The organism is Castellaniella sp. S9 (assembly GCF_027257175.1).
Taxonomy (GTDB): Bacteria; Pseudomonadota; Gammaproteobacteria; order Burkholderiales; family Burkholderiaceae_B; genus Castellaniella.
This window is the reverse complement of the sequence record NZ_JAPFGD010000008.1, coordinates 121,685-146,220: the sequence shown is the minus strand read 5'-3', so window position 1 is coordinate 146,220 and position 24,536 is coordinate 121,685. Positions and strand designations below refer to the sequence as shown.

At 67.8% G+C, this 24,536-nt stretch carries 25 protein-coding genes; 13 read left to right on the top strand and 12 right to left on the bottom strand.

Translation table 11 applies throughout. From position 1 onward, the window contains the following. Positions 1-127 precede the first annotated feature (127 nt). From holB to OOZ48_RS14095, 3 genes are read left to right on the top strand one after another with little or no spacing between them, the layout of a single operon-like run. Positions 128-1,180 (top strand): DNA polymerase III subunit delta', encoded by a 1,053-nt coding sequence (gene holB, locus OOZ48_RS14105; RefSeq protein WP_442867596.1) that lies wholly within the window; start codon positions 128-130, stop codon positions 1,178-1,180. Between the two features lie 16 nt (positions 1,181-1,196). After that, positions 1,197-1,979 (top strand): TatD family hydrolase, encoded by a 783-nt coding sequence (locus OOZ48_RS14100; protein ID WP_269499389.1) that lies wholly within the window; start codon positions 1,197-1,199, stop codon positions 1,977-1,979. 17 nt (positions 1,980-1,996) lie between these two features. Next, positions 1,997-2,827, top strand: a complete 831-nt coding sequence (locus OOZ48_RS14095) for an ankyrin repeat domain-containing protein (RefSeq protein WP_269499388.1) — start codon at positions 1,997-1,999, stop codon at positions 2,825-2,827. A gap of 183 nt (positions 2,828-3,010) precedes the next feature. On the opposite strand, the gene OOZ48_RS14090 is transcribed toward OOZ48_RS14095, so the two are convergent. The 6 genes from OOZ48_RS14090 to OOZ48_RS14065 form a co-directional block, all read right to left on the bottom strand. Next, entirely contained in the window at positions 3,011-4,081 is a 1,071-nt protein-coding gene (locus OOZ48_RS14090; RefSeq protein WP_269499386.1) for a sulfate/molybdate ABC transporter ATP-binding protein, read from the bottom strand. Then, positions 4,078-4,980 (bottom strand): sulfate ABC transporter permease subunit CysW, encoded by a 903-nt coding sequence (cysW, locus tag OOZ48_RS14085; RefSeq protein ID WP_269499383.1) that lies wholly within the window; start codon positions 4,978-4,980, stop codon positions 4,078-4,080. The genes OOZ48_RS14090 and cysW overlap by 4 nt, the downstream gene beginning before the upstream one ends. Positions 4,981-4,982: 2 nt before the next feature. Next, on the bottom strand, positions 4,983-5,837 hold the full coding sequence (cysT, locus tag OOZ48_RS14080) for a sulfate ABC transporter permease subunit CysT (protein ID WP_269499381.1): 855 nt from the start codon (positions 5,835-5,837) through the stop codon (positions 4,983-4,985). Positions 5,838-5,861: 24 nt separating this feature from the next. Next, positions 5,862-6,872: a sulfate ABC transporter substrate-binding protein gene (locus OOZ48_RS14075; protein WP_269499379.1), complete on the bottom strand. Its 1,011-nt coding sequence runs from the start codon at positions 6,870-6,872 to the stop codon at positions 5,862-5,864. 148 nt (positions 6,873-7,020) lie between these two features. After that, complete coding sequence (locus tag OOZ48_RS14070; RefSeq protein WP_269499378.1) at positions 7,021-7,830, bottom strand: RsiV family protein; 810 nt, start codon at positions 7,828-7,830, stop codon at positions 7,021-7,023. Then, the gene (locus OOZ48_RS14065) at positions 7,827-8,528 is read right to left on the bottom strand and encodes a glutathione binding-like protein (protein ID WP_269499376.1); all 702 of its coding nucleotides are present in this window, start codon (positions 8,526-8,528) and stop codon (positions 7,827-7,829) included. Before OOZ48_RS14065 ends, OOZ48_RS14070 begins: the two co-directional genes overlap by 4 nt. 81 nt (positions 8,529-8,609) lie before the next feature. Between OOZ48_RS14065 and arsC the strand changes: the two genes are divergently transcribed. Both arsC and OOZ48_RS14055 read left to right on the top strand, forming a co-directional pair. Further along, positions 8,610-8,954: an arsenate reductase (glutaredoxin) gene (gene arsC, locus OOZ48_RS14060; protein WP_269499375.1), complete on the top strand. Its 345-nt coding sequence runs from the start codon at positions 8,610-8,612 to the stop codon at positions 8,952-8,954. Positions 8,955-9,002: 48 nt separating this feature from the next. Then, entirely contained in the window at positions 9,003-9,788 is a 786-nt protein-coding gene (locus OOZ48_RS14055; RefSeq protein WP_269499373.1) for a bestrophin-like domain, read from the top strand. 32 nt (positions 9,789-9,820) lie between these two features. Here OOZ48_RS14055 and OOZ48_RS14050 read toward each other — a convergent pair whose 3' ends face one another. Together OOZ48_RS14050 and OOZ48_RS14045 are read right to left on the bottom strand one after the other, a co-directional pair. After that, positions 9,821-10,576 carry an SDR family NAD(P)-dependent oxidoreductase gene (locus OOZ48_RS14050; protein ID WP_269499371.1) on the bottom strand — a complete coding sequence of 252 codons (756 nt, stop codon included), beginning with the start codon at positions 10,574-10,576 and terminating at the stop codon, positions 9,821-9,823. Positions 10,577-10,652: 76 nt separating this feature from the next. Then, complete coding sequence (locus OOZ48_RS14045) at positions 10,653-11,921, bottom strand: NAD(P)/FAD-dependent oxidoreductase (protein ID WP_269499369.1); 1,269 nt, start codon at positions 11,919-11,921, stop codon at positions 10,653-10,655. Between the two features lie 213 nt (positions 11,922-12,134). On the opposite strand from OOZ48_RS14045, the gene OOZ48_RS14040 reads away from it, so the two are divergent. Continuing rightward, positions 12,135-12,431, top strand: a complete 297-nt coding sequence (locus tag OOZ48_RS14040) for an acylphosphatase (RefSeq protein ID WP_269499367.1) — start codon at positions 12,135-12,137, stop codon at positions 12,429-12,431. Positions 12,432-12,437: 6 nt separating this feature from the next. Here OOZ48_RS14040 and OOZ48_RS14035 read toward each other — a convergent pair whose 3' ends face one another. The 3 genes from OOZ48_RS14035 to OOZ48_RS18565 all read right to left on the bottom strand — a co-directional run bounded on the left by OOZ48_RS14035 (position 12,438) and on the right by OOZ48_RS18565 (position 15,598). Continuing rightward, a complete protein-coding gene (locus OOZ48_RS14035) occupies positions 12,438-13,355 on the bottom strand; it encodes a DNA-3-methyladenine glycosylase family protein (protein ID WP_269499365.1) in 918 nt (305 codons plus the stop codon). Further along, the gene (gene ada / locus OOZ48_RS14030; protein ID WP_269499363.1) at positions 13,352-14,473 is read right to left on the bottom strand and encodes a bifunctional DNA-binding transcriptional regulator/O6-methylguanine-DNA methyltransferase Ada; all 1,122 of its coding nucleotides are present in this window, start codon (positions 14,471-14,473) and stop codon (positions 13,352-13,354) included. Before ada ends, OOZ48_RS14035 begins: the two co-directional genes overlap by 4 nt. Positions 14,474-14,578: 105 nt before the next feature. Beyond that, entirely contained in the window at positions 14,579-15,598 is a 1,020-nt protein-coding gene (locus OOZ48_RS18565; protein ID WP_442867592.1) for a hypothetical protein, read from the bottom strand. Positions 15,599-15,860: 262 nt separating this feature from the next. On the opposite strand from OOZ48_RS18565, the gene OOZ48_RS14015 reads away from it, so the two are divergent. Genes OOZ48_RS14015 through OOZ48_RS13985 form a run of 7 tightly spaced genes read left to right on the top strand, consistent with a single transcriptional unit; the run spans position 15,861 to position 23,119 of the window. Continuing rightward, positions 15,861-17,186 (top strand): glycosyltransferase family 4 protein, encoded by a 1,326-nt coding sequence (locus tag OOZ48_RS14015; RefSeq protein ID WP_269499361.1) that lies wholly within the window; start codon positions 15,861-15,863, stop codon positions 17,184-17,186. After that, positions 17,183-17,800 carry a D-glycero-alpha-D-manno-heptose-1,7-bisphosphate 7-phosphatase gene (locus tag OOZ48_RS14010; protein WP_269499359.1) on the top strand — a complete coding sequence of 206 codons (618 nt, stop codon included), beginning with the start codon at positions 17,183-17,185 and terminating at the stop codon, positions 17,798-17,800. Before OOZ48_RS14015 ends, OOZ48_RS14010 begins: the two co-directional genes overlap by 4 nt. Continuing rightward, the gene (locus OOZ48_RS14005; RefSeq protein ID WP_269499357.1) at positions 17,797-18,903 is read left to right on the top strand and encodes a glycosyltransferase family 9 protein; all 1,107 of its coding nucleotides are present in this window, start codon (positions 17,797-17,799) and stop codon (positions 18,901-18,903) included. Before OOZ48_RS14010 ends, OOZ48_RS14005 begins: the two co-directional genes overlap by 4 nt. Before the next feature lie 18 nt (positions 18,904-18,921). Further along, positions 18,922-20,046 carry a glycosyltransferase family 2 protein gene (locus OOZ48_RS14000; protein WP_269499355.1) on the top strand — a complete coding sequence of 375 codons (1,125 nt, stop codon included), beginning with the start codon at positions 18,922-18,924 and terminating at the stop codon, positions 20,044-20,046. Between the two features lie 5 nt (positions 20,047-20,051). After that, the gene (locus OOZ48_RS13995; protein WP_269499560.1) at positions 20,052-21,113 is read left to right on the top strand and encodes a glycosyltransferase family 9 protein; all 1,062 of its coding nucleotides are present in this window, start codon (positions 20,052-20,054) and stop codon (positions 21,111-21,113) included. Next, entirely contained in the window at positions 21,106-22,131 is a 1,026-nt protein-coding gene (locus OOZ48_RS13990; protein WP_269499353.1) for a glycosyltransferase, read from the top strand. Before OOZ48_RS13995 ends, OOZ48_RS13990 begins: the two co-directional genes overlap by 8 nt. Continuing rightward, on the top strand, positions 22,124-23,119 hold the full coding sequence (locus OOZ48_RS13985) for a UDP-glucuronic acid decarboxylase family protein (RefSeq protein ID WP_269499351.1): 996 nt from the start codon (positions 22,124-22,126) through the stop codon (positions 23,117-23,119). Before OOZ48_RS13990 ends, OOZ48_RS13985 begins: the two co-directional genes overlap by 8 nt. A 122-nt stretch (positions 23,120-23,241) precedes the next feature. Here the strand turns inward: OOZ48_RS13985 and OOZ48_RS13980 are convergent, their stop codons facing one another. After that, positions 23,242-24,525: an arsenic transporter gene (locus tag OOZ48_RS13980; protein ID WP_269499349.1), complete on the bottom strand. Its 1,284-nt coding sequence runs from the start codon at positions 24,523-24,525 to the stop codon at positions 23,242-23,244. Positions 24,526-24,536 lie beyond the last annotated feature (11 nt).

Genomic DNA, 24,536 nt, shown 5'->3' with positions numbered 1-24,536 from the left:
AGCGCGAATCCCCGCTTGGGGGGATGAGGCCGGACACAGGGCAGCCCCTGCGGGCTGGCCTGTGCCTGTCGAATCCGAGCGGCATGCAAGCCGCGAGGTGGACGGCGCGCAGCGCCTGGGGGGCACCATGAACGCGCCCGTGCACGATGGTGGATTCCTGCCCTGGCAGGTCGAACCGGCCCGCGCCTGGCTGGCCGGCCGTGAGCGCTTCGCCCACGCCTGGCTGATTCATGGGTTGCGCGGCATCGGCCAGGTCGAGTTCGCCCTTGCGGGAGCAGCCGCCCTATTGTGCGAGTCGCCCAACGATGGCCTGGCCTGCGGCGCGTGCCAGGCCTGCAATTGGGTCGCGGCGGGCAATCATCCGGATCTGCGGCGGATACGGCCCGAGGCGACCGCGCTGGCCGAAGGCGAAAGCGCCGAGGCCGACACCGCCGAGGGCAAGAAAAAGCAGGCCTCGCGCGAGATCCGCGTCGAGCAGGTCCGCGGCCTGCTGCCCTGGTTCAACACGGCCACCCATCGAGGCGGCTGGCGCGTGGCCGTGCTCTATCCGGCCGAGGCCCTCAACGTCATCTCGGCCAACACCTTGCTCAAGATTCTCGAGGAACCGCCGGAAAACACGGTATTCCTGCTGGCCGGCCAGGCCCCCGACCGCTTGCTGCCCACCCTGGTGTCACGCTGCCGCCGGCTGCCTTTGCCGGTGCCGGCCGCCGATCAAGCGCAGGCCTGGCTGGCCTCGCAAGGCATCGAGCAGGCGGATGCCTGGCTCGCGGCCTGCGGCGGCGCGCCCTTGCTCGCTCGCGAGCGGGCGCGCAGCGGCGGCCGCGCGTGTCCGGCATGGCTCGAAGCCTTCCTGGACCTGTGCGACGGCCGCGGGACCGCGGGCGAGCTTGCCGACGCCCTGGCCGACGAGGACATCGCCGACTGGGTCGATGGCTTCCAGCGGCTGCTGGTCGACCTGTCCCTGCGCACGGGCGCAGCGCCCTCGCGCTACTTTCCGGCGCAGGCCGCCCGCATCGAAGCCCTGGCCGCCCGCCTGGACGCGCGCCGCCTGGCCGAGGCGGCGCACTGGCTCGCCCGGCAGCGCCGGCTGGCGGGCCACGCGCTCAATCCACGCTTTCTCGCCGATCACGCGGTGGCCCTGCTGCTCAAGGCCTGCAGTCCCGCCACGGCCGGCGCCTGACACACGGACCATCGCCATGTACGTCGATTCGCACTGCCATTTGAATTTTCCCGATCTGGCCGCGCGCCTGCCCGCCATCCTCGAGGACATGCGCGCCGCCGACGTCGGCCACGCCCTGGTGGTCAGCGTCAACCTGCGCGACTGGCCCGGCCTGATGGCAATGGTCGAAGGGCGGCCGAATCTCCACGCCTCGGTGGGCGTGCATCCGGACAATGATGCCGAGGACGACGACCAGGCCGAGCCCAGCCTGCAGGACTTGCTGGAGCGCGCGGCGCATCCGAAGGTCGTCGCCATCGGCGAGACCGGCCTCGATTACTATCGGCTGGCCGAACCCCTCGATTGGCAGCGGGACCGTTTCCGCACCCACATCCGCGCCAGCCTGGACAGCGGCTTGCCCCTGATCATCCATACCCGGTCGGCGGCCGAGGACACCTTGCGCCTCATGCGCGAGGAAGGCGCCCGCAGCGGGGTCATGCACTGCTTCACCGAATCCTGGGAGGTCGCCGAAGCGGCCATGGCGCTGGGGTTCTATATTTCATTCTCGGGCATCGTCACCTTCAAGAACGCCGTCGCCCTGCAGGATGTCGCCCGCAGGGTGCCGCTGGACCGCATGCTGATCGAGACGGATTCCCCCTATCTGGCGCCCGTGCCTTACCGCGGCAAGCAGAACGATCCATCCAAGGTCGTGCATGTCGCCGAAAAGATCGCGCAGTTGCGCGGCGTACCGGTCGAGACGATCGCCCGGGCGAGCACCGACAACTTCTTTACCCTGTTCAACAAGATCGGCCGCACGGCCTGATTGCCCTCGGAGGCCCCATGATCGGACAGCATAGGCTTCACATTCCATCCACGCTGCGCATGCCGTCGCTGGCGGCCTGGTGCCTCATGCTGTGGCTGCTGGCCGCGCTGGGGACGGCGCATGCCGCCCAGCCATCGCCGGACTGGTGGTCGGCCATCCGCCGCGACGATGTGTCGGCGGTGCAGACCATGCTGCTGCGCGGCACGGACCCGGCGGCGCTCAACGAAATCGGCAATCCGGCCCTGACGCAGGCGGCGCGCGAACAATCGTGGAAAGTGTTCGACCTCCTGCGCATCGCCCGCGGGGTCGAGATCGACCAGCCCAACGCCTACGACGAAACGCCCTTGATGTACGTGTGCATCCTGGGCCAGACCGAACGCGCGCGCGAACTGATCGATGCGGGCGCGCAGGTCAATCGCCTGGGCTGGACCCCCTTGCACTACGCCGCCTCCAAGGCCCGGATCGAGACCGCGCAGCTCCTGATCCAGCGCGGCGCCATCGTCAATGCGCCCGGACCGGACGGCACCACGCCGCTGATGATGGCCGCCCTGTCGGGCAAGGAACCCATGGTCCGGCTGCTGCTCGAGCATGGCGCGGACGCGACCATGTTCAATGCCAAGCATGAGACCGCCGCGGACTGGGCGGCGCGAGGCAAGCACACGGCGCTGGCGGACAAGCTCCAGGCCCTGAGCCGCGAGGTCGCGCTGCGCCGTCAATGGGGCGGCGACAAGGCCGCCGTCCCCGCGCCGCAGCCACCCGCAGGGGCTGCGTCCAAGGCAGAGGACCAGAGCTCTTTTTCCCGCTATTTCGATCTGGAGCGCTTCGAGGATACGCCGGCGGGCCAGTGACGCCCCGCTAGTGTCCTGTTTGCTTAATCCATGCATTTAAATTCGGATGGATGCGCTGTCCGGACAAGGCGCAAACCGCAGCGATAGCCTTTGCTATCGCGAGGATTTGCAACGCAGGCCGGGCAGTGCAGACGCCGAATTTAAGCATGAGTATTAAGCAAACAGGACACTAGAATGCCAGGCCTAGGCCGCCTGGTTGACGAAGACGCGCGCCTGGCGCGGGCGTGCGATGAAGCGCCGGTGGCCGCCGTCGCGGATGCGGGCGTACTGTTCGCTGGGCATGACGACCTCGATGATCTCGCTGTTGTCCGCACGGCGCAGCTCCAGCTGCGCCAGCGGGCCGAACGCATGGGCGCGCTGCAGACTGACGTCCAGGCCGCCGCCGGCGGCATCCCGGGCGTACGGCTCGATCTCGATGTCGTGCGGCCGCACGTAGGCGGTGCCCGGCGCATCCACGTCTCCGTGGCCGGGGGCATCCAAGACGGCGCCGCCGGTCTGGAGGCGGCCATGGAGGATCCGCCCGTGGAACAGGTTCACGTGCCCCAGGAACCCGTACACGAACGGCGTGGCGGGCTGGTCGTAGACGGCTTGCGGCGCGCCGGCCTGCTCGATGCGCCCGCGATTCATGATGACGATCTCGTCGGCCACCTCGAGAGCCTCTTCCTGGTCGTGGGTGACGAAGATGCTGGTGACCGGCAGTTCGTCATGCAGGCGGCGCAGCCAGCGCCGCAATTCCTTGCGGACTTTCGCGTCCAAGGCGCCGAAGGGCTCGTCCAGCAGCAGGACGCGCGGCTCGACGGCCAGCGCCCGCGCCAGGGCGATGCGCTGGCGCTGGCCGCCCGACAGCGCGGCCGGGCGGCGGTCGGCCAACCAGTCGAGTTGGACCAGTTCCAGCAGGCCCATGACTTTTTCCCGGATCCGCCGCTCGCTCGGGCGCTGGGCCCTGGGTTTGACGCGCAGCCCGAAGGCGACGTTCTCGAATACGCTCATGTGCTTGAACAGCGCGTAGTGCTGGAATACGAAGCCCACCTGGCGCTGGCGCACATGGGTGCGGGAGGCGTCCGCCCCCTCGAGGAAGACCTGTCCGCTGTCGGGAAACTCCAGGCCTGCGATGATGCGCAGCAAGGTCGTCTTGCCGCAGCCCGACGGACCCAGCAGGGCGGTCAGTCGGCCTTCGGGAAAGGCCAGCGACACGTCCTCCAGCGCGGTGAACGCGCCAAAGCGCTTGTGGATGGCGCGTACCTCGATGCTCATGATGTCGACTCCGATAGAGGTTGGGCGGCCCGCGCGCGCAAGCGCCATTCGGCCAAGGCTTTCAGCGCCAGGGTCAGCAGGGCCAGCAGGGCCAGCAGCGATGCCACGGAAAACGCCGCGGCGAAGTTGTACTCGTTGTAGAGGATCTCCACGTGCAGCGGCATGGTGTTGGTCAAGCCGCGGATATGTCCCGAGACGACCGACACGGCGCCGAACTCGCCCATCGCGCGAGCGTTGCAGAGAATCACGCCATAGAACAGCCCCCAGCGGATATTGGGCAGCGTCACGTGCCAGAAGGCCTGCCAGCCCGACGCGCCGAGGACGATGGCGGCTTCTTCCTCGTCGCTGCCCTGGGCTTGCATCAAGGGAATCAGTTCGCGTGCGACGAAGGGCACGGTCACGAAGACCGTCGCCAGGACGATGCCGGGGACGGCAAACAGGATCTGGATGCCGTGCGCCTGCAGCCAGGGTCCGAACCAGCCCTGCGCGCCGAACAGCAGCACGTAGATCAGGCCGGCGATCACCGGCGACACCGAGAACGGCAGGTCGATCAGCGTGATCAGCAGGCTCTTGCCGCGAAACTGGAAGCGGGCGACGGCCCAGGCCGCGCACACTCCGAAGACCAGGTTCAGCGGCACGGCGATGCCGGCTGCCAGCAGCGTCAGGCGGATGGCGGCCAGGGCGTCGGGATCCGTGATCGCCGCCACGCACGTCTCCCAGCCCTTGGCCAGGGCCTCGTGGAAGACCGCCGCCAGGGGTACGAACAGGAACAGGAACAGGAAGGCGAAGGCGGTCAGCATGAGCGCCCCGCGCACGATCCGGCCGTCGGCGGCGGGCCGGGCCGGGGCACGAGCGGCTGCGGAACGGGAGGGATCGAGAGGGATGGTGGTCGTATGCATGGTCAGGTGTCCTCGCCCCGCGAGCGGCGCCGCGTCCAGGCCTGCAGGAGATTGATCGCCAGCAGCAGGACGAAGGAGATGCCCAGCATCACCACGGCGATCGCCGTCGCCCCGGCATAGTCGTACTGCTCGAGCTTGGTGACGATCAGCAGCGGCGCGATCTCGGACACCATCGGCATGTTGCCGGCGATGAAGATCACCGAGCCGTACTCGCCGGCGGCCCGCGCGAAGGCCAGGGCGTATCCCGTCAGCAGGGCGGGGAGGATGGTGGGAAAGATGACCCGCAGGAAGGTCTGCAGGCGGGAGGCGCCCAGACTGCCGGCCGCCTCCTCGAAGTCGGCGGCCATGTCCTCCAGCACCGGCTGCACGGTGCGCACGACGAAGGGCAGGCCGATGAAAATCAGCGCGACGACGACGCCCAGCGGCTGGAAGGCCACCTGCAGGCCCAGCGGCGCCAGCCAGTGTCCGATCCAGCCGTTGGGCGCGTACAGTGCGGTCAAGGCGATCCCCGCCACGGCCGTGGGCAGCGCGAAGGGCAGGTCCACCAGGGCGTCGACCAGGCGCTTGCCCGGAAAGCGGTAGCGCACCAGCACCCAGGCCACGATGCCGCCGAACACCATGTTGACGGCCGCGGCCAGCAAAGCGCCACCGAAGCTCAGGCGCAGCGAGGCCACGACCCGCGGCGAGGAGACGGTCTGCCAGAAGGCATCCCAACTGAGGGTCGCCGTTTTCAGGAAGGCCGCCGACAAGGGCAGCAACACGATGAGGCCCAGGTACGCCAGCGTGAAACCGAGGGTGAGATTGCGTCCCGGCAGGACCCGGCGCGCCGCGCCGGGCGCGGGGATTGAGAACGTCATGGACATCGCCGTCTTGCCGCCCGCTTACCGGGATCCAGGCTGGTAGATCTGGTCGAAAATGCCGCCATCGGCGAAATGCGTTTTCTGCGCATCGGTCCAGTTCGAGGCGATCTCCTCGATCGTGAACAGGTTCACCGAGGGAAACTGCCCGGCATGGCGCTCGGCCACGGCTTTCAAGGTCGGCCGGTAGAAGTTCCGTGCGGCGATCTCCTGGCCTTCCTCGGAATACAGGTAGTCGAGGTACGCTTTCGCGACCTCGCGCGTGCCGCGCGCATCGACCACCTTGTCGACGATCGCAACGGGAGGTTCGGCCAGGATGCTCACCGAGGGCACCACGATGTCGACTTTGCCCGGGCCGAGCTCCTGGATCGCCAGAAAGGCCTCGTTCTCCCAAGCCAGCAGCACGTCGCCGATGCCGCGCTCGACGAAGGTGGTGGTCGAGCCCCGCGCGCCCGAATCCAGCACGGGCACCTGCTTGTAGAGCCGGGCGACGAAGTCCCGCGCCTTGCTCGCGTCGCCGCCCGGCTGCCGCAGCGCATAGCCCCAGGCGGCCAGGTAGTTCCAGCGCGCGCCGCCGGAGGTCTTGGGATTGGGCGTGATCACCTCGACGCCGGGCTTGATCAGGTCGCCCCAGTCATGGATGCCCTTGGGATTGCCCTTGCGCACCAGGAAGACGATGGTCGAGGTATAGGGTGCGCTGTTCAGGGGCAGCTGCTGCTGCCAGTCCTCGCGCAAGGCGCCGCGCGCGGCGATCGCGGCGATGTCCGGCGCCAGCGCCAGCGTCACCACGTCCGCCTGCAGGCCGTCGATCACCGAGCGCGCCTGCTTGGCCGAGCCGCCGTGCGACTGGCGGATGGTCACGCGATCGCCGGTGGCCGCCTGCCAATGTTTCGAGAAGGCCTGGTTGAAGGCCTGGTAGAGCTCGCGGGTCGGATCGTACGAGACGTTGAGCAGCGTCACGTCGGCGGCGTGCGCCGCGCCGGCCAGGCCCAGGCTGGCCGAGGCGAGAAAAAGCAGGAAGCTTGAAGCGCGCATGTCGAGGGTCCTTCATTCCGGTTTTGACGAGCCACCAGATTAAAGACATCCCCTCGCGGACAGAACGAATTGTTTTCTTGATGGATATAAGGGGCGCGCATTATGCGGCCCCGCTATATCGGTATGGCGGCGCGGCGCCGCAAGCCGGTCAGCTGGGCGGCAGGTAGCGCGAACGCAGGACGTCCCGCAGCTCGGTGTACGGGACCAGCAGCTCCGGATGGCCCGAGGAATAGGGCGCGATCTGGTAGGACTGATACTTGGCCACCACCCCCAGGTCGGTCAGGGCGAAATTGTCGGTGGCGCGAAAAGGCCAGAGCCGGTCGTAGTTCAGGGGATCCTCGCGTGCCGCGGGGTTGTCCTGCAGCCAGCGGGCGTGCGCGCGCCTCAGGGCCTCGTCGAAGGCGGCGCGGCCGCCCGACACCAGCACGTCGTCCAGGGCCAGCACCTTGCGGGCCTCGTTGTCCCAATTCAGGAATTGCGTACCCGAGATCCCGTGGGCCATGCCGGTGCGATACTGGCTGGCGTCCAATTCGACCACGGTGATGTGCCGGTTGCGATAGCGCGTGCGCGCCTGCAGCCAGGTCTCGTCCCGCGGGCCCGCGGTCCGCCAGAAATAGGGCTCGTACTCGGCGATGGTGAAGTAGGGCACGGGCTCGTCCTGGTCCAGCCAGGTCATCGTCGCCAGCGCATGGTCCACGAGTTCAGTCAGCATGCGATGCCCTGGAAAGGCCAGCGAGTCGACGACCAGTTTCGGACACTCGCCTTCACAGCCCGGGCGCACATGGCTCCACGCGACCTTCTGGGTGAACAGGCCATCCTGGCTGGTCTGCTGGTCGAGCTCGGACGGAATCAGCGAAATCCGGTCACTGGGCGCCGCGCAGGCCGCGAGCAGCAGCGCGCAGGCCCATGCGGCCAGGCCGGATCGCCCATGCGCGGCCATCCACCGCAGGGCGCTCATCGTACGCTCCCGGCGTCCTGGCCGAACAGGACGCGGTACGCCGCCTCGGTGCTGGGCGCCCCATCGCCAGGGTTGACGGATTTGATCAGCGCATAGGCGCGCTGCGTCGCCGGCCTCTGGCCGATGCGCTCGTACCACGCCTTCAGATGCGGAAAGTCGTCGAGGTTCTGCTTTTGGAGTCCGTGGGACACGATCCAGGGATAGCAGGCCATGTCGGCGATGGAATAATCCTCGCCGATGAAGCGGCGGCCCGCCAGGCGTTTGTCCAGCACGGCGTACAGGCGCGCGGTTTCGCGGACGTACCGGTCGATCGCGTAGGGCAGTTTGTCGGGCGCGTAGACATTGAAGTGGTGATTCTGGCCCGCCATGGGTCCAAGCCCGGACACCTGCCAGAACAGCCATTGCAGGACCTCATGGCGTCCGCGCAGGTCGCTGGGCAGGAAGCGCCCAGTCTTTTCGGCCAGGTACAACAGGATCGCGCCCGATTCGAACATCGCGATGGGCTCGCCGCCGCCCTCGGGCTCATGGTCGACGATCGCCGGAATCCGGTTGTTGGGCGAAATCCGCAGGAAATCGGCTTGGAACTGGTCGCCGCGCCCGATGTCCACGGGCAGGATCCGGTAGGGCAGGCCGGTCTCCTCGAGGAACAGGGTGATCTTGTGCCCATTGGGCGTCGTCCAGTAATGAAGGTCGATCATGGGTGGGATACTCCTTGTTCAACAAGTCGGAATGATCGGGGATAATGGCGCATTCACTCACGCCAGGCACCGACGTTCCAGATGACCAAAATCTACCATAACCCACGCTGCAGTACTTCGCGCAACGCGCTCCAGGCCATCGAGGCCAGTGGACGGCCCGTCGAGATCATCGAATACCTCAAGGCGCTGCCGGCCCGCGACGAGTTGCGGGCGCTGATCCAGGCGGCCGGCCTTACGGTGCGCGAGGCCATGCGCGCCAAGGAACCCGCCTACCGGGACCTCGGCCTGGACGACCCGGCGCTGTCGGACGATCAACTGCTCGATGCGATCCAGCAGCATCCCGTGCTCCTGAATCGCCCCTTCGTCGTCACCGAAAAGGGCGTGCGCCTGTGCCGCCCCCTGGAAAGGATCCAGGACATTCTCTGACCGCACGCCCCCGGGCGCCGCGTCCGGGGACACCACAGGACCCCGGCCATGCCCCTGTTCGATTTCATGTACGACCTGCCCGATTGGGCGGTATTCCTGGTGTCGGTCGCCGAGGTCGGTGCCCTGTGCACCTGCGCCTTGCTTCTGATGCGCACGCTGCGCCGCCTCTGGCCCGAACGCCATGGGGCGAACCTCGTGACCACCATGCTCTCGGGGATCCTGCTGCCCACCGGCATGGTGATCGCCTTCGTGGCGGCCGATGTCTGGCAGACCGACGCCAAAGGCCGCAATGCCGTCGAGCAGGAAGCCATCGCGGTGTCGGACACCCTGCGCGTGACGCGTTTCTTCGATCCCGAGATCCGCGAGCCGGTCCTCGCCGACATCAATAATTACATCCGCGAGGTGATCGACGAGGAATGGCCGTTGATGGCCCACGGCCAGGCCAGCGAAAGGGCCGAGAACCTGCTCGAGGAGCTGGTCGTGGCGTCGGTGCGCATCGAGACCACCACCCCCGATTTCGGCCAGCGCCGCGCCGCGCAAGATCTGCGGCGCTACGTCTTCGAGATCGAGCGGGCGCGCAACCAGCGCCTGATCGTCTCGCACCAGCACGTCAGCATCACCAAGTGGTTCACGGTCCTCATGCTGCTGTTCGTCTCGGCCTGCGTGATGGTCGAGCTGCATATCGCGCACAAACGTCCGCTGTACGTCTCGATGGGCCTGTTTTCACTGGGCTTCGGGGCGACCTTGTTCCTGATATCGGCCTACGATGGGCCATTCAAGGTGCAGGGCAATATCGAGCCCAGCTCCCTCACCATGATGCTGCTCAAGGATTGAGGCCGCCCGCCCGGTCGCGCGCGGGCGCTCAGTCACTGTTGCCGGTGTATCCTCATGCCGGCAAAGCTCTGGGCCACGGGCATGAGCTCGATGGTGTTGATGTTGACATGCGCGGGACGCTGGGCGATCCAGGCCACGGTGTCGGCAATGTCCTCGGCGCTGATGGATTCCACGCCCTCGTAGACCGCCGCGGCGCGTTCGGCGTCGCCCTCGAGGCGGACCACCGAAAATTCCGTGCCGCCGCACAAGCCCGGCTCGATGTTGGTGACGCGCACCCGCGTGTCCCAGAGGTCGGCGCGCAGGTTCAGGCTGAGCTGCCGCACGAAGGCCTTGGTGGCCCCGTAGACGTTGCCGCCGGGATAGGCGTAATTGCCGGCCACCGAACCGATATTGATGATGTGGCCGCTGTCGCGCTCGACCATGCCGGGCAAGGCCTTGCGCGTGACCCGGGCGAGGCCCAGGACGTTGGTGGCGATCATGCGCTCCCAGTCCTCCATGCGGGTCTCGTGGGCCGGAGCGACGCCCAGCGCCAGGCCGGCATTGTTCACCAGCAGATCCAGGTGGGGGAAGCCGGCCTGGATCCACTCGAAGGCATGGTCGACGGAATCGGCGTCGCCGACGTCCAGCGCCAGGGGATGGAACGAGGCGCCGAGTTCGTCGCGCAGCGCCTGCAGCCGGTCGGTACGCCGGGCCGCGCCGATCACCGTGTAGCCCAGGCCCACGAGCCTGCGGGAGATGGCTGCGCCGAAGCCGGCCGATGCGCCGGTCACCAATGCGATGCTACCCATAGTGCGAAGTCCTTTCTTGAGTCAACGAGGAAATCATCGCCATACGATACCACCGGCGGGTGCCAACGAGCGCCCGCTACGGCTGGATGGAGGAGGGCACGCCGACGGGAAAATCACGGCCGCGGTGCGTGGCCGGCAAAGACCTGCCCTTGAGCAGGACGTTCCAGTAGAACCATGGCATGAACGAGCGCTTCAGCCACCAGTAGAAGCGGCGGGGAACCCGGGGATCGGCCGGGAAGCTGGGCGTGACGGCGCCGCCGTAGGTGAACTCGGCCAGCAGGACCTTGCCCACGGAGGTCGTCAGCGGGCAGGCGGCATAGCCGTCGTAGCTCTCGGTGTTGCTGGCGCCGCGCAGCGCCCGCAGCAGATTGCCGACCAGGACGGGGACCTGGCCCTTGATGGCGGCGGCGGTCTTGCTGTTGGGCGTGGACGTGCAGTCGCCCAGGCCGAACACGTCCGGATAGCGCGCATGGCGCAGCGTATGCTTGTCGACTTCCAGCCATCCGTTGGCATCGGCCAGGGGGCTATGGCGGATGAAATCGGGTGCGCTTTGCGGCGGCACCACGTGCAGCAGGTCGTAGGCGACCTCCTCGCGCACGGGCCGGCCGTCGACCACGGATTCGAAGACCGCGATCTTGTCGGCGCCGCGGACCTGTACCAGGGTCTGGCCGAAACGCGGCTGGGCCCCGTACGAGGCCATGACTTTGTCCAGCGCCTGGGCATAGAAGGGGACGCCAAAGACCGTCGCGGCGGCCGTGCGGAACTGCAGGCTGTCGACCCGCACGCCGCGGCGCCGGAAATGGTCGGCGGCGAGGTAGAGGGCCTTTTGCGGCGCCCCCGGGCATTTGACCGCGCCGGCCGGCTGGGTGAATACGGCCGTGCCGCCACGAAACGTGCGCACGAGCTCCCAGGTATAGGGCGCCAGGTCGTAGCGATAGTTGCTGGTGACGCCGTCCCGGCCCAGGGCATCGGCCAGGCCCTCGATGGCATGCCAGTTCAACTGGATGCCGGCGGCCACCACCAGGTATTCATAGGCCAGCAGCGCACCGTCGGCCAGTTCGATCCGCCGCTCGTCGGGCCGCAGCGCCGTCACGGCCCGGCTGATATGGTGTACCCCCCGGGGCAGGCAGTCGCGCAGCGCCCGGCGGGTGTCCGGTGCGCGATAGGCGCCGCCGCCCACCAGTGTCCAGGCCGGCTGGTAATCGTGGTTGGGCGCGGGGTCGACCACGGCGATATCGATGTCGGGCCGTGCGCGGCGCAGGCGCGCGGCGACAGCGGCCCCGCCGGTTCCTGCGCCGACGATGACCACGGTGTGCTTGCGAGAGGGGGGTGTGTGGGTGCTCATGATGGCCTCGGCGCCGCGGCGCCCGGAAAAATGGGGGGATCGGAACGGTGCATCGCTACGCGTCATTTTAGGCAGCCGGGCGTTCGGGGAAAACGATTGTTGGGCAATGTCCTTATGACCGGATTCATCAAAAACCCTTGTCCCATGCGGGTTTTGGGACGATGCGGGCGGCAAGGATGCGCCGGCCGAGGCAAAGCGGATAGAATGTCGCCCATGAAATCCCTGCATTCCCACACCGGCGTCGAGACGCTCTCCGTCCTGGTCCTCGGCAAGGTCCAGGGCGTGGGCTTTCGGGCGGCGACCGTGCGCCAGGCCCATCAGTTGAAACTGGGGGGATGGGTGCGCAATCTGGATGACGGCCGGGTCGAGGCCCTGCTGCAAGGCGAACACGAGGCCCTGGACCGCATGCTGTCCTGGCTGCTGCAGGGTCCGCCCGCGGCGCGCGTGGACGAGGTCGTGCACGATCAGGTCCAGACACAGCGCCGCTACGACCGCTTCGAACAGATTTAGCCGGTCTCAATAGCCCGCATCGGACTGCGCGGCCCACAGATGGGCCGCAAGCAAGGCTCGCCAAGGGGCGAAAGGCCGCAGCCATTCCCGCGCCTGGGCCTCGCCGACCCGTTCCGTCAAGCCCAGCAGTGCCTGGATGCCGCGCCGTACGGCGACGTCGCCGTGCAGGGAGCCGTCCAGCCAGCCAAAGCCGCGCAGCAGGGCATAATCCACCGTCCAGGGACCGATCCCCTTGATGGCTAGCAGGCCGTCGCGGATGGCCTGGATCCGCATCTCGCGCAGCCAATCCTCGAGCGGCAGCGCGCCCTGGGCAATGGCTCCGGACAAGGCCATCAGCGTCCTGGCCTTGGCGGCCGAGAAGCTCGCCGCCCGCAGGGCGTCCTCGCCCAGCGCGGCCGCCGAGACGGGATCCGGATGGCACCACAGGCCCGACGAATGGCGGATGTTCGCGGTCCGTACGAGCTTGCGGCGCAGGGAAATGGCCACCGCCACGCTGATCTGCTGGCCGGTAATGGCCCAGGTCAGCGCCTCGAACGGGGTGGCGGCTATGGGTACGCGCAATCCCCGACGCGGAGCGAGCAGGGGACCGATCAGCGGATGGTCGAGGTACAGGGCTTCGAAGGTTTCAATGTCCTGGTCCAGGCCCAGCAGGCGGCGCACCATGGCGTCGAACTGCGCGGATTCGCCCTGACTGCGGGGCGCCGAGGCGTCGCCATCCACAGCCAGTTCGGCGGCCGCCTGCCCGCCCCTCAGACGCAGCGACAAGCAGGCCGGCCGGCCATGCCAGACCAGGCCCTTGCGGATGCAATCGCCCTCGACCCGCTCGGCCAGGCCTTCGCGGTCCCGGCGATGGAAGGCCAGCACCTCCTGAGCGCGAAAACCGGACGGCAGGCGCCAGGTGCGCGACAATCGCCGGCCACTCACGCCGCATCCTCCTCGCGTTCACGCGCCAGCAGGCTGCGCTTGCGGTCCACGCCCCACCGATAGCCCGCCAATCCCCCATCCTGGCGCACCACCCGGTGGCAGGGGATTGCCACGGCCAGGCGGTTGCCGGCGCAGGCCCGGGCGACGGCACGCGTGGCGGCGGGCATGCCGATCCTGCGGGCCAGTTCCGCATAACTGAGCGTCGATCCAGGCGGTATGTCCCTCAAGGCGGCCCACACCCGTTGCTGGAAGGCCGTCCCGCGGATGTCCAGCGGCAAATCCAGGCCCAGCTGGGGCGCCTCGATGAACCCCACCACCCGGGCCACCAGCCGCTCGAAGGCAGCGTCCCCGCCCAGCAGTTCCGCCTGGGGAAACATATGCTGCAGCTCGCGCAGCAGGGGTTCGGGCTCGTCGCCCATCAGGATGGCGCACAGGCCGCGCTCGGTGGCCGCCACCAGAATGGCCCCCAGGCTGCACTCGCCGATGGCGAAGCGGATCGTCATGCCCGCGCCGCCGGCCCGGTAGGCGCGTGGCGCCATGCCCAGCACCCGGTCCGATTCCTCATAGAACCGGCTGCCGGATTGGTAGCCGGCCCCGTAGATCGCTTCGGTCACCGAGTTGGCGCCGCCGTCTTGCGCGAGGGCGGTGCGCAGCCGGCGTGCGCGGCAGCTCGCGGCATAGGCCTTGGGGGTCAGGCCCGTGACGGTCTTGAAGATCCTGTGCAAGTGATGCGGACTCAATCCGCAAGCCTGGGCCAGCGCCTGCAGCGTGGGCGGGGTTTCAGAGGCTTCGATCCGGCGGCACGATTCGGCCACCAGTGCCGCATGGCGCTCGGCCAGGGGCGGCAGGTCGGGACGGCAGCGCCGGCACGGTCTAAAGCCGGCAGCCAGCGCGGCGGCCGCGCTTTCGTGAAAGCGGACGTGTTCGGGACGCGGGGTGCGGGCGCCGCAGGACGGCCGGCAGAACACGCCCGTCGTATCGACGGAGTAAAAGAACCGGCCGTCCGCCTCGGCGCTGCGTGCGAGGATCTGCGCCCAGCGGGGATCCTCGCGTGTGGCGCACGCACCGCGCCGGTGGCCCGGCCGCGTCCGCCGTGTTGTGGGCTGTGTGGTGTCCATGATCCAGATCCGGTCGTTACGGTACTGGCACGATAGCGCCCGGGGACACCGGGCGCACTCCGAAGCTTGCTTTTGAATTCTAGCGCCGTCCGGTCCGGCCCGGCCTCAACCGTGCGTCCTGCGCAACTCCACGGCCGGGATCTTCAGTTGGCCGCGGTACTTGGTGACCGTCCGCCGCGCCATGACGATGCCGTGACGCGTCAGTTGCTGTCGCAGATCCACGTCCGACAGCGGTTGGGCGGGGTTCTCGGCGTCGATCAGTTCGCGTATGAGGGCGCGCACTGCGTTGGCCGAGCAGGAGCCGCCGGCCTCGGTGCCCAGCTCGCGTGAGAAGAAGTGGCGGAATTCAAACAATCCGCGTGGCGTGATCATGTATTTGTTGGCGGTGGCGCGCGAGACCGTCGATTCGTGAATGTCCAGGTCCTCGGCCACCTCGCGCAGCATCAGCGGGCGCAAGGCCACGTCGCCGTAATCGAAGAAACGTCGCTGGCGCAGCACAATGGCCTCGGCCACGCGCTGGATGGTGGCGTAGCGCTGCTCAACGTTGCGCACCAGCCAGCGGGCCTCCTGCAGCACGCGGCATGCGTCTTCGTCCTCGCAGCCGATCACGATGCGTTCGGGGTGCTGGAAATCCGCCACCGCGCGGGCCTCGGCGAGGAATTCCGGATTTGATGCCACGACGAACCTGGGGCGCGGCGTATGCGGCGACTGCGCATCCAGGACATCCTGAATGCGCTGGCACGTCCCCACGGGCGCGGTGGACTTGACCACGACCAGGGCATCCCGGGTGAGGATCCGCGCCAGGCGGCCCGCGCAATCCAGCAGATCATCGAGATCGGCGCGGCCGTCCGGACCCGTGGGCGTGCCGATCGCCAGGAATATCACGTCGGCGCGCTCCAGTCCCTCGCCCGCCCGCAGGGACGAGCGAAACGCCAGGTGGCCGCTGGCCTGGCCCTCGACGACGAGCGCCTCCAGGCCCGGTTCGTGAAACGGCACGGTGCCGCCGCGCAGCATCGTTATTTTCCGCAGGTCCTTGTCGAAGCAGAGCACGTGTTGTCCCGTCTGGGCGAAGCACGCAGCCGTCACCAATCCCACATATCCCGTTCCGATTATCGCAATGTTCATCAGGTTCTCCTGCTGGATCAAGACGCGGCGGCTGCTGTCGGTCCACGTGGGCGCCGGCCACCGCGGCATCGTTGCCGCGCCGCCGCACCAGCGGGAAGCAATCGGCATGCCCGCCGCCGGGCGCGCGCCGCAAGCGCCCCCCAGAGCCCGGCACAGGAGTTGCTGTAGGCCTGGAGTCACCCCCCGACATCACCGTGGCTCAGACTTGCCTGCAGGGATTCCAGCAGCGGTTCCGGCCCAGAAAAGAGAACGGAGAACAGGCATGCAAAGAATCGCAATCGTGAGCGAACACGCGTCGCCCCTGGCGCTTGCCGGCAGCGTGGACAGCGGCGGACAGAACATCTATGTGGCCCACGTCGCCCGCCAATTGGGCGCCCGCGGCTACCACGTCGATGTCTTTACCCGGCTGGACAGTCCCTCGCTGCCCCCCACCATCGACTGGGACGACGGGGTGCGCATCGTGCACGTGCCTGCCGGGCCGGCACGCTATCTCCCGAAAGAGGAGCTGCTGCCGCTGATGGCCGATTTCAGCCGCTACATGCAAGCCCATTTCGACGCCGAGGAGCCTTACGACATCATCCACGCCAATTTCTTCATGTCCGCCATGGCCGCCATGCCGGTCGCGCGCCGCTTCGGCATCCCGCTGGCGGTCACCTTCCATGCGCTGGGACGGGTGCGGCGCCGGCATCAGGCGCAGGCGGACCGGTTTCCAGACAGCCGTTTCGCGATCGAAGGCCGCATCGTGGGCGAAGCCGACCGCATCATTGCGGAGTGCCCGCAGGACAAGACGGATCTCATCGAGCTGTACGGCGCCGACCCCGCGCGTATCAGCATGGTGCCCTGCGGCTTCGACAGCGAAGAAATGGCGCCCATGGACAGGCGGGAGGCGCGTCGCCGCCTCGGCTGGCGGCCCGACGCGTTCTACCTGCTGCAGCTGGGCCGCATCGTCCCGCGCAAAGGCATAGACAATGTGATCGAGGCGCTGGCGCGCCTGCGCGCCAGACACGGCATCGACGCCCGCCTCTGCGTGGTGGGCGGCAACAGCAGTACGCCCAGCGAGCAGGACACCCCTGAACTCGGGCGGCTGCGGGACGTCGCCCGGCGGGAAGGCGTGCTGGAGCATGTGGAATTCACCGGCCGGCGGGGGCGCAACCAGCTCAGGCGCTACTACTGCGCCGCGGACGCGTTCGTGACCACGCCCTGGTACGAACCCTTCGGCATCACCCCCGTGGAGGCCATGGCTTGCGCCACGCCGGTCGTCGGCTCGGATACCGGCGGAATCCGCTATAGCGTCGCGGACGGCGACACCGGATTTCTAGTGCCAGCGCGAGACCCGGACCGTCTGGCCGGGAAACTGGCCATCCTGGCGCAGGACCCGGCGCTTGCGCGCCGCATGGGGCTGGCCGGCGCGCGACGCGCCAACCAGCTCTTCACGTGGCGCAGGGTAGGGGAGGAACTCGCCGAGGTCTTCGAGGCCTTGGCGCACCGGACCGCCCCCTCGCAGGTTCATCCGCGCGCTTACGCATACCGCCATCCCGTGCAGCGACCGCCGCAGGTGGACGGCAAGGCACACAAAGGCCAGGGATGAAGACCTTGATGGACACCCGGCCACAGCCGGCCGTTTTCCTGGACAAGGACGGCACGGTACTGGAGGATGAGCCGTACAACGTGGATCCGGACCGCATGCGTTTCGCGCCCGGCGCGCGCGCGGGCCTGTGCCGGCTGGGTCGGCTGGGTCGGCTGGGTTTGCCCTTGATCATCATCAGCAACCAGCCCGGCATCGGCCTGGGCAAGGCCAGCCCACGGGACCTGCTGCTGGTGCGCCGGCGGCTCGAGTCCATGTTCCTGAGCGTGCATGCCGTTTTGGCCGGCTTTTATTACTGCCCCCATCATCCCCAAGCCGTTCTCGCGCGATATGCATGCGCCTGCGATTGCCGCAAGCCCGCGCCCGGACTCTTGCGCGCCGCCGCGAAGCGGCACTGCATCGACCTCGCCAGATCCTGGTTCGTCGGCGACATTCTGGACGACGTGGAGGCCGGCAGACGAGCGGGCTGCAGGACCATCCTGCTGGACAACGGCCATGAAACGGAATGGCTGCGCGGTGCCTGGCGCACGCCCGAACGGATCGAGCCGGACCTTGACGGCGCCAGCCGCTGGATCGGCGCGCAGTGCCCGCCAGCCGACATCGGAGGCGCCGCATGAGCATGGCGACAGACTGGGCCCGGGCCCGCCGCATCCTCTGCGTGCGCCTCGATAATATGGGCGACGTCCTCATGACCACGCCCGCCATCCGGGCGCTGCGTGGCGCCGTGCCGGACAGGCGCATCACATTGCTGGCATCGGGATCGGGAGCGGCGCTGGCGCCGTTCCTGCCCGAGGTGGACCACACGCTCGAATACGACGCGCCCTGGGTCAAGAATGCCGCGGACGATCCCGCGGCGGACCGCCGGATGATCGAGATCCTGCGCGCACAGGCGTTCGATGCGGCCGTCATATTTACCGTCTATAGCCAAAGCGCGCTGCCCGCGGCCCTCATGTGCCGCCTGGCCGGCATCCGGCTGGCTCTGGCCCATGCGCGCGAGAACCCCTATCGGCTTTTGAGTCACTGGGTGCGGGACCCGGAACCCGCGAGTCCCGCGCGCCACGAGGTGCGGCGCCAGCTGGACCTCGTGGCCACAGTGGGCGCGGCCGGCCCCGCCGACACCCGCCTGTCCTTTGCGACACGCGCCGAGGATCGCCGCAGCCTGCATGCGGTCCTGCGGGCGCACGGACTGACCCGCACGGATGGCTGGATCGTCGCGCACTGTGGCGCCAGCGCCATGTCGCGGCGGTACAGCCCCGCCCGCTACGCCCAAGCCATTTCGCTGCTGAAGTCCCGCGGACTGCCGATCCTGCTCACGGGCAGCGCGGACGAGGCGCCGCTGACGCGCGGCATCCTTGCACAATGCACCGCCCGCAATCATGTCATCGATCTGGCGGGCAAGCTGCACCTGGGCGAACTGGCCTGCCTCATCGAGGACGCCGGCCTGTTGATTTCCAATAACACCGGGCCCGTCCACATCGCAGCCGCGGTGCAGACCCCGATCGTCGACCTCTACGCCCTCACCAATCCGCAGCACACTCCGTGGCAGGTGCCGCACCGGCTGCTCTATCGGGATGTGTCCTGCCGGAACTGCTATAGCAGCGTCTGCAAGGAGGGCACCCACGCCTGCCTCGATGGCGTGGCGCCACAAGCCGTCGTGGCGGCGGCGCTGGAATTGCTCGACGGCCGTGTCGCCGATGTCCGCAGGCCGCTGGTGGCCTGAGTCCGAAAGGAAAACATCATGCTCGCTACCGACACTACGCTATTCTTTCGCCATCGCTCCGAGGAGGGGACCGCCCCGTCCGCGGGAACGCCGCTCATCGACCTGCCATTGGCCGGCAGGCCGGACAGGACGCCGCCCGCCGCGGGCGCCAGGCCCGGGCTCGGTCCGCCCAGCGTATCGGTGGTGGTGCCGACCTACCGGCGCCCCGAGATGTTGAGGCGTTGCCTGGCGGCCCTGGCCGCCCAGTCGCTGCCCCCCGAGCGCTATGAAGTCATCGTGTGCGACGATGAGCCCGGCGCGCCGACCCGCACGGTCGTCGACGGTTTCCGCGCGGGGGTGGAGCAGGGCGGATTGCCCGGCCTGCGCTACCTGCCCGTCACGGCCACACAGGGGCCGGCCGGCGCGCGCAACGCCGGCTGGCGCGCCGCGCTCGCCCCCGTCATCGCCTTCACCGACGATGACACCATCCCCGATCCCGGCTGGCTCGAGTCCGGCCTGGAATCCATGACCTCCGGCGTCGCGGCCGCTACGGGACGCATCGTCATGCCCATCCCCGACAAGCCCAGCGACCAGCAAAGAGACGCCGGCGGCCTGCGGCTGGCGGAATTCGCAACCGCCAATTGCTTCGTGCGCACCGACGCGCTCGAGGCGGTGGGCGGCTTCGACGAGCGCTTCAGATTGGCCTGGCGCGAGGATTCCGATCTGCATTTTTCCCTCATCGAGCAAGGCTGCCGGATCGCTTGGGCGCCTCGCGCCGTCGTCCATCATCCCTTGAGGCCCGCGCCGTTTGCCGCCGGCCTGGCCATGCAGCGCAAAGTCATGTTCGATGTGCTGCTGTATCGCAAGCACCGCGGCCTGTACCGGCGCCGCATCCGCAAGCACCCGCCCTGGTTCTACCTGCTGGTCACCGCCTGCCTGGCGGCCGCGGTGCTGGCCCTGTTGTCGGGGGAGGCGATGATCGCCGGTGTGTGCGCCGCGCTGTGGCTGGCCCTGAGCCTGGGATTCTTCGCACACCGGCTCAAGGGCACGTCCCTGGACTCCAGGAACGTGGCGGATCTGCTGCTGACGTCCTTGCTCATCCCGCCGCTGTCCATTTTCTGGCGCATGGCGGGCATCCTGCGTTTTGGCTGGGGGATGCCGTGAGCCCGATGGCCGTATGGTCGCCCGCGCCGCGGCGGATCGCGGTTTTCCGCGCGTTGAACCTGGGCGATTTCCTGTGCGCCGTGCCGGCCTTGAGGGCGTTGCGGCGCGCGGCTCCGCGTGCGCGGATCACCTTGATCGGACTCGAGAGCATACGCCCCTGCATCGGGCGATTCGGCCGCTACGTCGATGAACTGGTGGATTTTCCTGGGGATCCCGGCTTTCCCGAACAGGCGGCGCGCCTGTCGGCGCTGCCCGATTTCTACCGGGAGATGCGCGCCCGCCACTTCGACCTGGCCCTGCAGATGCACGGCAGCGGCACTCGATCCAACGCCATCGTCCAGGCCCTGGGGGCCTTGCAATGGGCGGGCTTCGTGCCCGACCGCCTGCGCCGCACACCGCTGCTGATGGCCTGGCCCGACCGGCAGCCCGAAGTCATGCGTTATCTGGCGCTACTGGAGTACCTGGGCTTGCCGGCAGGGGAGGACGCACGCCTGGAGTTTCCCGTCGATGCCGAGGATCACGCGCAGGCCGACGACCTGGCGGTGCGCACCGGCTTCGATCCCGCCCGCACGGTCTTCATGCATCCGGGCGCGCGCCTGGCCTCGCGCCGCTGGCCGCCGGCGCGTTTCGCGGCGGTCGGCCGGCGCCTGGCCGGCCAGGGCTGGCGGATCGCCGTCACCGGCAGCCGCGCGGAACGCCCGCTGACCGCGGAGGTGGTCGCGGGGATCGGCCGTCAGGCGCTGGATCTCGGCGGCATGACCGAGCTCGGCACCCTGGCCAGCCTGCTGGGGCGCGCACCCCTGCTGATCTGCAACGACACCGGCATCTCGCACGTCGCCGCCGCGGTGCGCGCCCGCAGCGTGGTCATTGCCTCGGGCAGCGACGTGGGCCGCTGGGCACCGCTGGACACCGCCCGGCATACCGTCCTCCATGCCGACATGCCGTGCCGACCTTGCGCCCATGACCGTTGCCCGGTCCTCGGGCATCCCTGCGCCACGCGCGTCGATGCCGAGCAAGTCCTGCGCGCGGCGCAGATCCAACTGGCGAAAGAGGGCGGCCATGCATGATCCGGCATGCACCCCGGCGGATCCCGCGCCGCGCGCAGCCGGCGCGAGCGGCCGCCTGCGGATCCTCACCTGGCACGTGCACGGCAATTATCTCTATTCCCTGACCCGCCTGCCGCATGACTTCGTGGTGCCGCGGCTGCCGGACGATCCGTCCGGCTACGGCGCGTTGGGCACGAAAATACCCTGGGGCCTCAATGTGCGCCAGGTACCGGCGTGCGAGCTGCGGCACGAGGCGCTGGATTGCGTGATCTACCAATCGCGCGCCGCTTTCGAACGGGACCGGCTGCTCTTGCTGACACCGGAGCAGCAGGCGCTGCCCTGCGCCTATATCGAACACAATCCGCCGGAGCCGCACCCCACCGACACCATGCACTTTTTCCGGCACGAGCACGGCGTCCTGGTGCACGTCACCCATCACAACGCGCTGATGTGGCAGGCACCCGGCGTGTGCACGCGCGTCATCGAGCACGGCATCGTCGCGCCGCCGGGCGTCCTCTACACCGGCGAACTGGCGCGGGGCATCACCGCCATCAACCACCTGCAGCGGCGGGGCAGAAGGGTGGGCGCCGACCTCTACGAGTGGGCCGCGCGGCGAGTGCCGCTGGACCTGATCGGCATGCAGTCGGAAGCCATGGGCGGCCTGGGGGAAATATCCAACATGCAGGTGCCGGCGTATATGGCCCAGTACCGGTTTTTCTTTTCGCCCATCCGCTACGCCAGCCTCGGCTTGTCCCTGGTCGAGGCCATGATGGCGGGCATGCCCATCGTCGGGATCGCCGCCACCGAGTTGCCGAACGTGATCGACAACGGCGTGGAGGGCTATGTCGACAGTCGCCGCGATCGGCTGGTGGATTGCATGCGCCAGCTCATCGACGATCCGGCATTGGCCCGGCAGTGGGGCCTCGCCGCCAGGAATACGGCGCTGCGGCGCTTTTCCATCGAGCGTTTCGTCGACGATTGGAACGGCGTCCTGGCGCTGCTGACCGGGGTACGACAGGAAGGAGCATGGCATGAATAGACATTCGACTCAGTCCGGACCGGTGCTGGTGGCCGGCGGCGCGGGCTTTCTGGGTGCGCACCTGTGCAGGCGCCTGGTGGCGGAGGGCCGCACGGTCGTCTGCCTGGACAATTTGCAAACCGGATCCCGCGAGAACCTCGAGGATCTGTCGGGTCATCCCCGGTTTTTCCTGTTGATCCACGACGTGGTCGAGCCGATCCCGATCGATCCGCCGGTGGCGGAAATCTACAACCTGGCGTGTCCGGCCTCGCCCACGCATTACCAGGCGGATCCCGTCCATACGCTGCTCAGCTGCGTCTATGGCGCCCGCAACCTCCTGGACCTGGCCCGCGAGGCCGGCGCGCGTATCCTGCAGGCGTCGACCAGCGAAGTCTACGGGGATCCCAGGACCCATCCCCAGCACGAATCCTACCGCGGCCACGTGAATATCGTGGGCTTGCGCTCGTGCTACGACGAGGGCAAGCGCTGCGCCGAAACCCTGTTTTCCGATTACGGCGCCCACCACGGCCTGGACACCAAGATCGCGCGGATCTTCAATACGTACGGGCCGGGCATGTCGGCGGGCGACGGCAGGCTGGTGTCGAACCTCATCGTCCAGGGGCTGGGGGAACGGCCGTTGACCATCCATGGCGACGGCAGCCAGACACGCTCGCTGTGCTATGTGGACGATCTGATCGAAGGCCTGATGCGCCTGATGGCCAGCGGCTCCACGTTTCATGGGCCGGTGAACCTGGGCAATCCCCGCGAGGCCACGGTGCTGGACATCGCCCGCTGCATCGGCGACCTGATCGGCACGGAGGCGCCGTTCCGCTTCCTGCCGCTGCCCGCGGATGATCCCAAGCGCCGCTGTCCCGATATCACGCTGGCGCGGCGCCACCTGGACTGGCAGCCCGTCATCGGCATGGAGGACGGCCTGCGACGGACGATCGACGATTTCGCGGCGCGGCGAGCGACAGGGGTCGGGCGGGCCTCGGCGCCGGTGACTTGATCCCGGACTTAATACGCATAATGTATATTATGTAAAGTCAAGAATGGATGTCCCTAAAGGGCCGGCGCCTCTGACGTCTGCCCGGCTCTCGCAGCGGCGTTGGTGACGGGACAATGTCGTACTTACCCTCCGAGCCTGAATACAAGCGCGGCCAGAGTCGCGAGCAGTACGGGCAACGTCAATACAGTGCCAACCTTGAAGTAATAGCCCCAGGAAATCCGCATGCCTTTGCGTTCGAGCACATGCAGCCACAGCAAAGTGGCCAGGCTGCCGATGGGTGTGATCTTGGGCCCCAGATCGCTGCCGATCACATTGGCGTAGACCATCGCTTCTTTGATGATGCCGCCCGCCTGACTAGCGTCGATCGATAGAGCGACTACAAGCACGGTGGGCATGTTGTTCATGATCGACGACAGAAAAGCGGCAATCAAACCCGTTCCCAGCGTGGCGGCCCACAGTCCCTGCTCCGCACATCGCGTCAGCATATCCGCCAGGTATTGCGTCAAGCCGGCGTTACGCAGGCCATAAACGACCAAATACATGCCCAGCGAGAAAATCACGATTTGCCAGGGCGCTTCGCGAATGACCCGGTGCGTACTGATGACGCGCCCCTGCCCTGCCACCACCAACAAGATGAGCGCCGCCACTGCGGCGACCGCGCTGACGGGCACACCCAGGGGCTCCAGCCCAAAAAAACCGATCAGTACCAGTATCAGCACGACCCATCCAGCCCGAAACGTTCTCGGATCCCGGATGGCCGATTTTGGCGCTTTCAGTCGGGTGGCCGCATACTGGGCCGGGATGTCTTTGCGAAAATACAAATACAAAACCAGCAGGGTTGCCGCCACGGACACCATATTGACCGGCACCATGACAGCCGCATAGCGGCTGAAACTGATATCGAAAAAATCGGCCGATACGATGTTGACCAGATTGGACACGATCAGAGGCAGGCTGGCCGTATCGGCAATAAAGCCAGCGGCCATCACAAAGGCGAGCGTTGCGGCCGGACCGAACCCCAACGCCAGCAGCATGGCCATCACGATCGGGGTCAGGATTAACGCGGCGCCATCATTGGCAAACACGGCCGCGACACAAGCACCTAATAGTACGATCAGTGCGAAAAGCGCACGGCCGCGACCTTTCCCCCACTGCGCCACATGTAAGGCCGCCCACTCGAAGAAACCTGCGGCATCCAGCAGCAGGCTGATGATGATCACAGCAATGAAGGTCGCCGTGGCGTTCCAGACGATGCCCCATACAATCGGGATATCGGACCAGTTCACGACACCAACGAGAAGGGCCAGCACGGCGCCCAGGCTGGCGCTCCAACCTATGCCGAGCCCTTTCGGTTGCCAGATGACGAGTGTCAGGGTGAGAATAAAAATTGCGGCGGCTGCAAACATCGTAGAGGCGT

What these genes read in the sequence shown, in the direction of transcription:
- OOZ48_RS14000 (WP_269499355.1), top strand. Translation starts at nt 18,922, where the DNA reads ATGCTCGCTACCGACACTACGCTATTCTTTCGCCATCGCTCCGAGGAG.
- ada (WP_269499363.1), bottom strand. Translation starts at nt 14,473, where the DNA reads ATGGACACCACACAGCCCACAACACGGCGGACGCGGCCGGGCCACCGG.
- OOZ48_RS14050 (WP_269499371.1), bottom strand. Translation starts at nt 10,576, where the DNA reads ATGGGTAGCATCGCATTGGTGACCGGCGCATCGGCCGGCTTCGGCGCA.
- OOZ48_RS14040 (WP_269499367.1), top strand. Translation starts at nt 12,135, where the DNA reads ATGAAATCCCTGCATTCCCACACCGGCGTCGAGACGCTCTCCGTCCTG.
- OOZ48_RS14015 (WP_269499361.1), top strand. Translation starts at nt 15,861, where the DNA reads ATGCAAAGAATCGCAATCGTGAGCGAACACGCGTCGCCCCTGGCGCTT.
- OOZ48_RS14055 (WP_269499373.1), top strand. Translation starts at nt 9,003, where the DNA reads ATGCCCCTGTTCGATTTCATGTACGACCTGCCCGATTGGGCGGTATTC.
- arsC (WP_269499375.1), top strand. Translation starts at nt 8,610, where the DNA reads ATGACCAAAATCTACCATAACCCACGCTGCAGTACTTCGCGCAACGCG.
- OOZ48_RS14010 (WP_269499359.1), top strand. Translation starts at nt 17,183, where the DNA reads ATGAAGACCTTGATGGACACCCGGCCACAGCCGGCCGTTTTCCTGGAC.
- OOZ48_RS13995 (WP_269499560.1), top strand. Translation starts at nt 20,052, where the DNA reads ATGGCCGTATGGTCGCCCGCGCCGCGGCGGATCGCGGTTTTCCGCGCG.
- OOZ48_RS14075 (WP_269499379.1), bottom strand. Translation starts at nt 6,872, where the DNA reads ATGCGCGCTTCAAGCTTCCTGCTTTTTCTCGCCTCGGCCAGCCTGGGC.
- OOZ48_RS14100 (WP_269499389.1), top strand. Translation starts at nt 1,197, where the DNA reads ATGTACGTCGATTCGCACTGCCATTTGAATTTTCCCGATCTGGCCGCG.
- OOZ48_RS14045 (WP_269499369.1), bottom strand. Translation starts at nt 11,921, where the DNA reads ATGAGCACCCACACACCCCCCTCTCGCAAGCACACCGTGGTCATCGTC.
- holB (WP_442867596.1), top strand. Translation starts at nt 128, where the DNA reads ATGAACGCGCCCGTGCACGATGGTGGATTCCTGCCCTGGCAGGTCGAA.
- OOZ48_RS14070 (WP_269499378.1), bottom strand. Translation starts at nt 7,830, where the DNA reads ATGAGCGCCCTGCGGTGGATGGCCGCGCATGGGCGATCCGGCCTGGCC.
- cysW (WP_269499383.1), bottom strand. Translation starts at nt 4,980, where the DNA reads ATGCATACGACCACCATCCCTCTCGATCCCTCCCGTTCCGCAGCCGCT.
- OOZ48_RS13980 (WP_269499349.1), bottom strand. Translation starts at nt 24,525, where the DNA reads ATGTTTGCAGCCGCCGCAATTTTTATTCTCACCCTGACACTCGTCATC.
- OOZ48_RS18565 (WP_442867592.1), bottom strand. Translation starts at nt 15,598, where the DNA reads ATGAACATTGCGATAATCGGAACGGGATATGTGGGATTGGTGACGGCT.
- OOZ48_RS14065 (WP_269499376.1), bottom strand. Translation starts at nt 8,528, where the DNA reads ATGATCGACCTTCATTACTGGACGACGCCCAATGGGCACAAGATCACC.
- OOZ48_RS13985 (WP_269499351.1), top strand. Translation starts at nt 22,124, where the DNA reads ATGAATAGACATTCGACTCAGTCCGGACCGGTGCTGGTGGCCGGCGGC.
- OOZ48_RS14090 (WP_269499386.1), bottom strand. Translation starts at nt 4,081, where the DNA reads ATGAGCATCGAGGTACGCGCCATCCACAAGCGCTTTGGCGCGTTCACC.
- OOZ48_RS14095 (WP_269499388.1), top strand. Translation starts at nt 1,997, where the DNA reads ATGATCGGACAGCATAGGCTTCACATTCCATCCACGCTGCGCATGCCG.
- OOZ48_RS14005 (WP_269499357.1), top strand. Translation starts at nt 17,797, where the DNA reads ATGAGCATGGCGACAGACTGGGCCCGGGCCCGCCGCATCCTCTGCGTG.
- OOZ48_RS13990 (WP_269499353.1), top strand. Translation starts at nt 21,106, where the DNA reads ATGCATGATCCGGCATGCACCCCGGCGGATCCCGCGCCGCGCGCAGCC.
- cysT (WP_269499381.1), bottom strand. Translation starts at nt 5,837, where the DNA reads ATGACGTTCTCAATCCCCGCGCCCGGCGCGGCGCGCCGGGTCCTGCCG.